The following is a 6,911-nucleotide window of genomic DNA, read 5'->3' on the forward strand; positions in this document are numbered from 1 at the left end:
CCCGGACACCGCGTGGGCGCCGTGGTCGGCCGTCGACCGCGACCTGGCGCTGCTGAAGGCCGCCGCGACCGCCCAGGCGCAGGAGACGGTGTCGGCGTGCCGGGTGCACAGCGGCGCGCCCGGCTTCGCCGCCGCCGAGCGCCTCAACGCCTACCGGGGCCTGACGCACGCCTACCAGAACGCCGGCGGCGACAACGAGCTGATCCTCTCCGACACCGCCCGCGCCATGGCCGACCGGGACCGCTACGACACCGCCCGCGCCATGGCCGACCGGGACCGCTACGTCCCGCCCGAACCGGGCGCGGGCCCGCCCGACGGCGGCGACCTGGACTCCCCGCGCGTCTGGCTGTTCCTGGCCCGCGACACCGAGCGCCGCATGCGCGACCGCCTCGCCGCCCGCGTCGACGCCGCGCTGCGGGAGGGCGACGCGTTCACCGCCTGGAACGCCAACCTCGTCCTGGCCGCCCGGACCGCGTCGGCGTGCGCCGACCGGATCGTCCTGGAGATCTGCGCCGCCGTCGTGGACACGGGCCCAGACGAGCTCGGGCCGGTGCTGCGGCTGCACGCGCTGAACGTCCTGGACCGCCGCGCCCCCGACCTGCTCAACGAGGGCGCCGCACCGCCCGGCATCCTGGACGAGGTGTGGGCGGCGCGGCGCCGCGCCTGCGACCAGCTCGCCCCCCGCGCCGCCGAACTGGCCGCCGCGTTCGCCCTGCCCGCCCCCGTCACCGCGCCCACCGCCTTCCTCACCGCACCCCCCGGCACCTGACGTACGTCCCCTACGCTCGGAGACGGGACGAAACGGCACGCCACGCCGCGAATTCGCCAAGGACCCGGGGGAACCGGCGAGGGATGGCTACCGTTCTCGTTAGACAGACCGATCGCGGGTGGACACCCACCCGCAGTCCGATACGGAGGTAGACAACAGTGGGAGTCAGTCTGAGCAAGGGCGGCAACGTCTCGCTGACCAAGGAGGCTCCCGGACTGACCGCCGTCGTGGTCGGTCTGGGCTGGGACGTGCGGACCACCACCGGGACCGACTTCGACCTGGACGCCAGCGCCCTGCTGGTCTCGGCGGAGAACAAGGTGCTGTCGGACCAGCACTTCGTGTTCTTCAACAACCTCAAGAGCCCCGACGGCTCCGTCGAGCACACCGGCGACAACCTCACCGGTGAGGGCGAGGGCGACGACGAGCAGATCAAGGTCGGCCTGAACACCGTCCCGGCCGAGGTCTCCAAGATCGTGTTCCCGGTGTCGATCTACGACGCCGACGGCCGCCAGCAGAACTTCGGGCAGGTCCGCAACGCCTTCATCCGCGTGGTGAACCAGGCCGACAACAGCGAGATCGCGCGCTACGACCTGTCGGAGGACGCCTCGACCGAGACCGCCATGGTGTTCGGCGAGCTGTACCGCAACGGCGCCGAGTGGAAGTTCCGCGCGGTGGGCCAGGGCTACGCCTCGGGCCTGTCGGGCATCGCCTCCGACTTCGGCGTCAACGTCTGACCGGACGCACAGCCCGCGCGGGGCGCCCCGGAACCGTCCGGGACGCCCCGTTCCGCGTTCCCGGGGTCAGCCGAGGAGCTGCTCGCGCAGCCGGGTCTTCAGGATCTTGCCGCCGGGGTTGCGGGGGAGCGGCTCGTCCCGGAACCACAGGTGCGCCGGCACCTTGAACGCGGCGATCCGCTCGCCCAGGAACTCCCGCACCTCCCCGGCGGTGACCGCCCGCCCGGGGCGCGGCACGATGACCGCGCCGACCTCCTCGCCCAGGACCTGGTGCGGGACGCCGATCACGGCGCAGTCGGCGACCGCCGGATGCTCGTACAGGGCGGCCTCCACCTCGGCGCAGTAGATGTTCTCCCCGCCGCGGATCAGCATGTCCTTGGCGCGGTCGACGATGTAGACGAACCCGTCGCCGTCCAGGCGGGCCAGGTCGCCGCTGCGGAACCAGCCGCCCTCGAACGCGGCGGCGGTCGCCTCCGGCTTGTTCCAGTAGCCCTTGATGACGTTCGGGCCCCGGATCAGCAGCTCGCCGACCTCCCCGGCCGGCAGCTCGTCCCCGGCCGGGCCGACGACCTTGACGTCGCAGACCGCGACGGGCGGGCCGACGCTCTCGGGCCGCTCCAGGTAGTTGACGCCGCCGTTGTAGGTGGTGACCGAGGACGTCTCGGTGAGGCCGTAGCCGTTGCCGGGGACCCGCTCGGGCAGCCGCTCCCTGATCGTGTCCAGCAGCGCGGGCGCGGCCGGGGCGCCGCCGTAGCTGACGCCGGTGAGGCTGGAGGTGTCGTAGTCGCCGAAGTCGGGGGAGGTCAGCACCTGCCACGCCATGGTGGGGACGCCGCCGAACCCGGTGACGCGCTCCCGCTCGATCAGCTCCAGCGCCGTGCGGACGTCCCACTTGTACATCAGCACGACGGTGCCGCCCTGCAGCGCGTGGGTCACCAGCACCGAGTGGCAGCCGGTGGCGTGGAAGAACGGGACGCTCAGCAGCGTCACCCGCGGCGCCGGCGCGGTCAGCTCCGCGAGCGTGCGGCCGGCGCGGACCCCGGCCGACAGGATCCCGTAGGCGAGGCTGACGGGGTTGGTGACGATGTTGCGGTGCGTGCCGAGGGCGCCCTTGGGGCGTCCCGTGGTGCCGGAGGTGTAGAAGATGGTGGCCTCGTCCTCGGGGCCGATCGCCACCTCCGGCAGCGACGCCGCGGCCGGGTCCCCGGTGTCGCCCAGGACGTCGGCGAACGACTCCATGCCGTCGGGGAGGGCGCCGGCGGGCCGGGCGACCAGGCAGGGGACGCCCAGGCCCGGCAGCACCCCGGCGAGCCGCTCGGCGCGCTCGGCGTCGGCGATCAGGACCCTGGCGCCGCTGTCGGCCAGCCCGTACTCCAGCTCGGCGGCGCTCCACCAGGCGTTCAGCGGCACCACCACCGCGCCGGCGGCGGCGGCGGCGAAGAACGCCACCGACCATTCGGGGTAGTTGCGCATCGCGATCGCGACCCGGTCGCCCTTGCCCACCCCGTACCGGTCGATGAGCCGCCGCGCGAACGCGGCCGCCGCCGCGTAGTGCCCGGCGAAGGTGAGGCGGTCGCCGCCGTAGACCAGGAAGTCGGCCTCGCCGTGCGCGCGGGAGGCCTCCAGGACGTCGCGGAGGGTGGGCGGGGCGTTCTTCCACACCCGCGTCCGCACACCGCGGATCTCGGCCTCCTCCATCTCGAACAGCTGCCCGGGCGCGGTCATCGCCGCCCGCACCTCGGCGATGCCCGGCAGCCCGCCCTCCTGCGTCTCACGGTCCTGCACGTCCCGGTCCTGCACAGCGCCTCCCGCGGGGTGACGGCGCGCCGCCGCGCGGCCCGTACCGCCGAACACGGTTCGGTGCGCCGTGCCGAAAATCTATGATCCACGTCACGCGCAGGTCAACGCCCCCGCGCCGGCCGGGGCCCGGCGCGGGGCGGTCCGAACGAAGATCCTCACCTGCGACAATGGGGATATGACCGAACGCAGGCCGATCGAGTACTGGCTGTCGGACATGGACGGGGTCCTGGTCCACGAGGGCCGCCCCGTGCCCGGCGCCGAGGAGTTCATCCGCCGGCTGTCGGCGTCCGGCACCCCGTTCCTCGTCCTCACCAACAACTCGATCTACACCCGCCGGGACCTGTCGGCCCGGCTCGCCGCCGCCGGCCTGCAGGTCCCCGCCGAGTCGATCTGGACGTCGGCGCTGGCCACCGCCCGGTTCCTGGCCGACCAGCGGCCCGAGGGGTCGGCGTACGTGATCGGGGAGGCGGGGCTGACCACGGCGCTGCACGAGGCCGACTTCGTCCTCACCGACATCGACCCCGACTACGTGGTGCTGGGCGAGACCCGCACCTACAGCTTCTCCCAGATCACCCGCGCGATCCGGCTCATCGAGGACGGCGCCCGGTTCGTGGCGACCAACCCCGACCCGGTCGGCCCGTCCCCGGAGGGGTCGCTGCCCGCGACCGGCGCCGTCGCCGCGATGATCACCCGCGCGACCGGGGTGGAGCCCTACTTCGTCGGCAAGCCCAACCCGCTGATGATGCGGACCGCGCTGAACGTCGTCGGCGGGCACAGCGAGTGCACCGCGATGATCGGCGACCGGATGGACACCGACGTCGTCGCCGGCATCGAGGCCGGCCTGGAGACGATCCTGGTGCTGACCGGCGTGACCCGCAAGGACGAGATCGCCCGGTTCCCGTTCCGCCCGTCCCGCGTCGTCAACTCCATCGCCGACCTCATCGACCTGGTCTGACCCCCGCCGGGGGCCCGGCGTGCTTCCGGGTTCAGCCGAGGGCGCCGAGCGCGGTCATCAGGCCCATCGCGTCCGAGACGACCCAGTACTCGGCGAACCGGCCGTCCTCGGCGCGGAAGATGTCCTGCCCGCGAAACGACACCGGCGTCCCCGGCGCGGCCGTCGCGCCCGGCACACCGCCCCGGTAGGAGCCGTGGAAGCTCCACGCGGCGGCGACCATCCCGTCGCCGACGACCGGGCCGGCGTCCAGGGCGGTGCGGACGCCGCTGAAGTACTCGTGGGAGCGGCGGACCTGCTCGGCGGCCTCGGCGGGGCCGTGCACCTCCAGGTTCGGCCAGTGCCCGGTGAACCCGGGCGTCAGGATCTCCCCGGCCGCCGCGTAGTCGCCCGCCCACACCTCGAACAGCCAGCGCCGGTACAGCGCGTCCAATGGATCCATGCCGCCCACCCTTCCCGGCGGCGCGCCCGCCCGAACATAGACTCGGGGACGCCATGCGCATGATCAGACAGGGCGGCTCGCACGAGCTGGAGATACGCCGGTCCCGGTTCGTCTGCACGCTCGCCCGCACCGCCGGCGAGGCCGAGGCGACGGCGTTCATCGCCGCGCACCGCCGCGCGCACCGCGACGCCACCCACAACTGCACCGCCTACGTCGTCGGCGAGCGCGGCGAGATCACCAAGAGCAGCGACGACGGCGAACCGGCCGGGACGGCGGGCATCCCGATGCTGGAGGTGCTGGTGCGGCGCGGCCTGACCGGCACCGCCGCCGTCGTCACCCGCCACTTCGGCGGCGTCAAGCTCGGCGCGGGCGGCCTGGTCCGCGCCTACTCCCAGGCGGTCGCGGAGACCATCGACGCGGTCGGGGTCGTGGAGCTGCGCCCGGTGGTGACGGTCACCGTGGGCGTGGACTACGCCCTGGCCGGACGTTTCCTCGGCGACCTGCACGCGGCCGGGCACCAGCCCGGCGACGTCCGCTACGCCGCGGCCGTGGAGGCCGACGTCGCGGTGCCCGCGTCCGAGCTGGCGGCGTTCGAGGCGTGGGCCGCCGAGGTCACCGCCGGGCGCGCGGCGCTGCGGCGCGGCGCGCCCGGCCACATCGAGGTCCCGGTGCCGTGACCCGCCCGCCGGGTCAGGCCAGGAACCCGGCCAGGGCGGGCGCGAGGACGCCGGGCGCGACGTCGTGGGTCTGGCCGTCCAGGGTCCGGTGCGTCCCGGCGGGCAGCAGCCCGGCGACGCGGGCGGCGGTGTCGCGCATCCACGCGGGGCTGTCGCCGCCGTCCAGCACCAGCGCCGGTACGGTGACCCGGCCGATGAGGGCCTCGGGCATCGCGCCGCCGCCGCCGTCGTCCATGACCGCCGAGTCGTAGGCCAGGGTCGGCGCGAGCGCCTCCAGCGCCGGCCACATCGGCGCGCCGCGCGCCTGCGCCACCATCTCCGCCGGCATCCCGACACTGCCCATGAACAGCGCGAGCGCGTCGCCGCGGCGGCCGTCGGCCAGCAGCCCGGTCAGCTCGGTGTTGTAGGCGCGGGCGCGGGTGAGGCGGTCGTCGTGGCCGGAGTGGAACGGCGGCTCGAACAGCGCGAGCCGGGTGACGGGCAGCCCGGCCGCGGCGGCGCGCAGCGCCAGCACCGCACCCGACGACATCCCGTACACCGCCGCGGACCCGCCCGCCGCGTCGAGCACCGCGGCCAGGTCCTCGATCTCGCGGTCGACGGCGTAGGGCGGGGTGTCGCCGCTGCCGCCGCGGCCCCGCCGGTCGTAGGTGAGGACGGTGTGCCGGCCGGCCAGCAGCGCGGCGAGCGCGGCGCCCGACCCGCGGTCGTTGAGCGCCCCGCCGACGCAGACGAGGGCGGGCCCCTCGCCGGTCCGGTCGAAGGCGATGCGGGTGCCGTCCTTGGAGTACACGGTTTCCATGCAGATGTCCTTCCCAGGTTCGCGGCCCCGACGGGTCCGTTTCCGGCCCGCGGGCGGGCGGGCGGCGCCGCGACCGGCGCCCGCCCCGGCATTGTTCATGCGATCGCGTCCTGGCGGAAGGACGTCCCATGCCGGGACGGCGGTGTACCCTTTCCCGCGATGAGCAGTGGCACGGTCATCCGCGACCAGGTGCGGGCGGGGATACTCCAGGCCGCGGCCGTGGTGCTGGCCGAGCGCGGCGAGCTGGCGGGCATGGCCGACATCGCCGCGGCGGCCGGGGTCGCGCGGGCGACGCTCGACCGGTACTTCCCCAGCCGCGACGCGCTGCTGCACGCGCTGCACGAGGCGGCGCTGGCCGACCTGACGGCCCGGCTGGAGGACGCCCGGCTGGACTCGGTGCCGATCGAGGAGGCCGTCGCCCGGATGACCCGCGCGACGATCGCCGCGACCAGCCGGCACCGCGCCCTCGGGCTGCTGGAGCGGACGCCGCGGGAGGCCCGCCGCGTCGAGCGGCAGCTCGCCGGCCCGCTCCGCGCGGTGTTCGAGCGCGGCGCCGCCGGCGGCTTCTTCCGCACCGACCTGCCCGTCCACACGCTCGCCGAGATGTACTTCAGCCTCCTGGAGGGCGTGGTGTCGCGCGTCATCCGGCACCGCCTCGGCGTGGAGGAGGCCAGCGCCGCCTCGTGCAGCGCGTGCAGCAGCGCGTCCCGGCAGGGGAAGTACCGGTCGAGCGTCGCC

The 6,911-nt window shown here is 74.8% G+C and carries 8 protein-coding genes; 5 read left to right on the plus strand and 3 right to left on the minus strand.

All coding sequences use genetic code 11. The features are described from left to right. Both HUX53_RS06085 and HUX53_RS06090 read left to right on the plus strand, forming a co-directional pair. The coding region (locus tag HUX53_RS06085; RefSeq protein WP_303623150.1) for an acyl-CoA dehydrogenase at positions 1-769 on the plus strand (769 nt) is incomplete at its 5' end. 158 nt (positions 770-927) lie between these two features. Further along, a complete protein-coding gene (locus HUX53_RS06090) occupies positions 928-1,503 on the plus strand; it encodes a TerD family protein (RefSeq protein WP_067638243.1) in 576 nt (191 codons plus the stop codon). 66 nt (positions 1,504-1,569) lie between these two features. Here HUX53_RS06090 and HUX53_RS06095 read toward each other — a convergent pair whose 3' ends face one another. Then, positions 1,570-3,303: a class I adenylate-forming enzyme family protein gene (locus tag HUX53_RS06095; protein WP_309237072.1), complete on the minus strand. Its 1,734-nt coding sequence runs from the start codon at positions 3,301-3,303 to the stop codon at positions 1,570-1,572. Between the two features lie 175 nt (positions 3,304-3,478). Between HUX53_RS06095 and HUX53_RS06100 the strand changes: the two genes are divergently transcribed. Next, entirely contained in the window at positions 3,479-4,258 is a 780-nt protein-coding gene (locus HUX53_RS06100; RefSeq protein ID WP_176402184.1) for an HAD-IIA family hydrolase, read from the plus strand. 31 nt (positions 4,259-4,289) lie between these two features. On the opposite strand, the gene HUX53_RS06105 is transcribed toward HUX53_RS06100, so the two are convergent. Continuing rightward, positions 4,290-4,697, minus strand: coding sequence for an ester cyclase (locus tag HUX53_RS06105; RefSeq protein ID WP_176402185.1), 408 nt, complete (start codon positions 4,695-4,697; stop codon positions 4,290-4,292). Between the two features lie 53 nt (positions 4,698-4,750). Here HUX53_RS06105 and HUX53_RS06110 point away from each other — a divergent pair, with 53 nt between their 5' ends. Further along, on the plus strand, positions 4,751-5,374 hold the full coding sequence (locus tag HUX53_RS06110; protein ID WP_176402186.1) for a YigZ family protein: 624 nt from the start codon (positions 4,751-4,753) through the stop codon (positions 5,372-5,374). Positions 5,375-5,387: 13 nt separating this feature from the next. Here the strand turns inward: HUX53_RS06110 and HUX53_RS06115 are convergent, their stop codons facing one another. Then, a complete protein-coding gene (locus HUX53_RS06115) occupies positions 5,388-6,173 on the minus strand; it encodes an alpha/beta fold hydrolase (RefSeq protein WP_176402187.1) in 786 nt (261 codons plus the stop codon). Between the two features lie 159 nt (positions 6,174-6,332). Here HUX53_RS06115 and HUX53_RS06120 point away from each other — a divergent pair. Continuing rightward, the coding region (locus HUX53_RS06120; protein ID WP_176402188.1) for a TetR/AcrR family transcriptional regulator at positions 6,333-6,911 on the plus strand (579 nt) is incomplete at its 3' end.

Source organism: Actinomadura sp. BRA 177 (assembly GCF_013372625.1).
Lineage (GTDB): Bacteria > Actinomycetota > Actinomycetes > Streptosporangiales > Streptosporangiaceae > Spirillospora.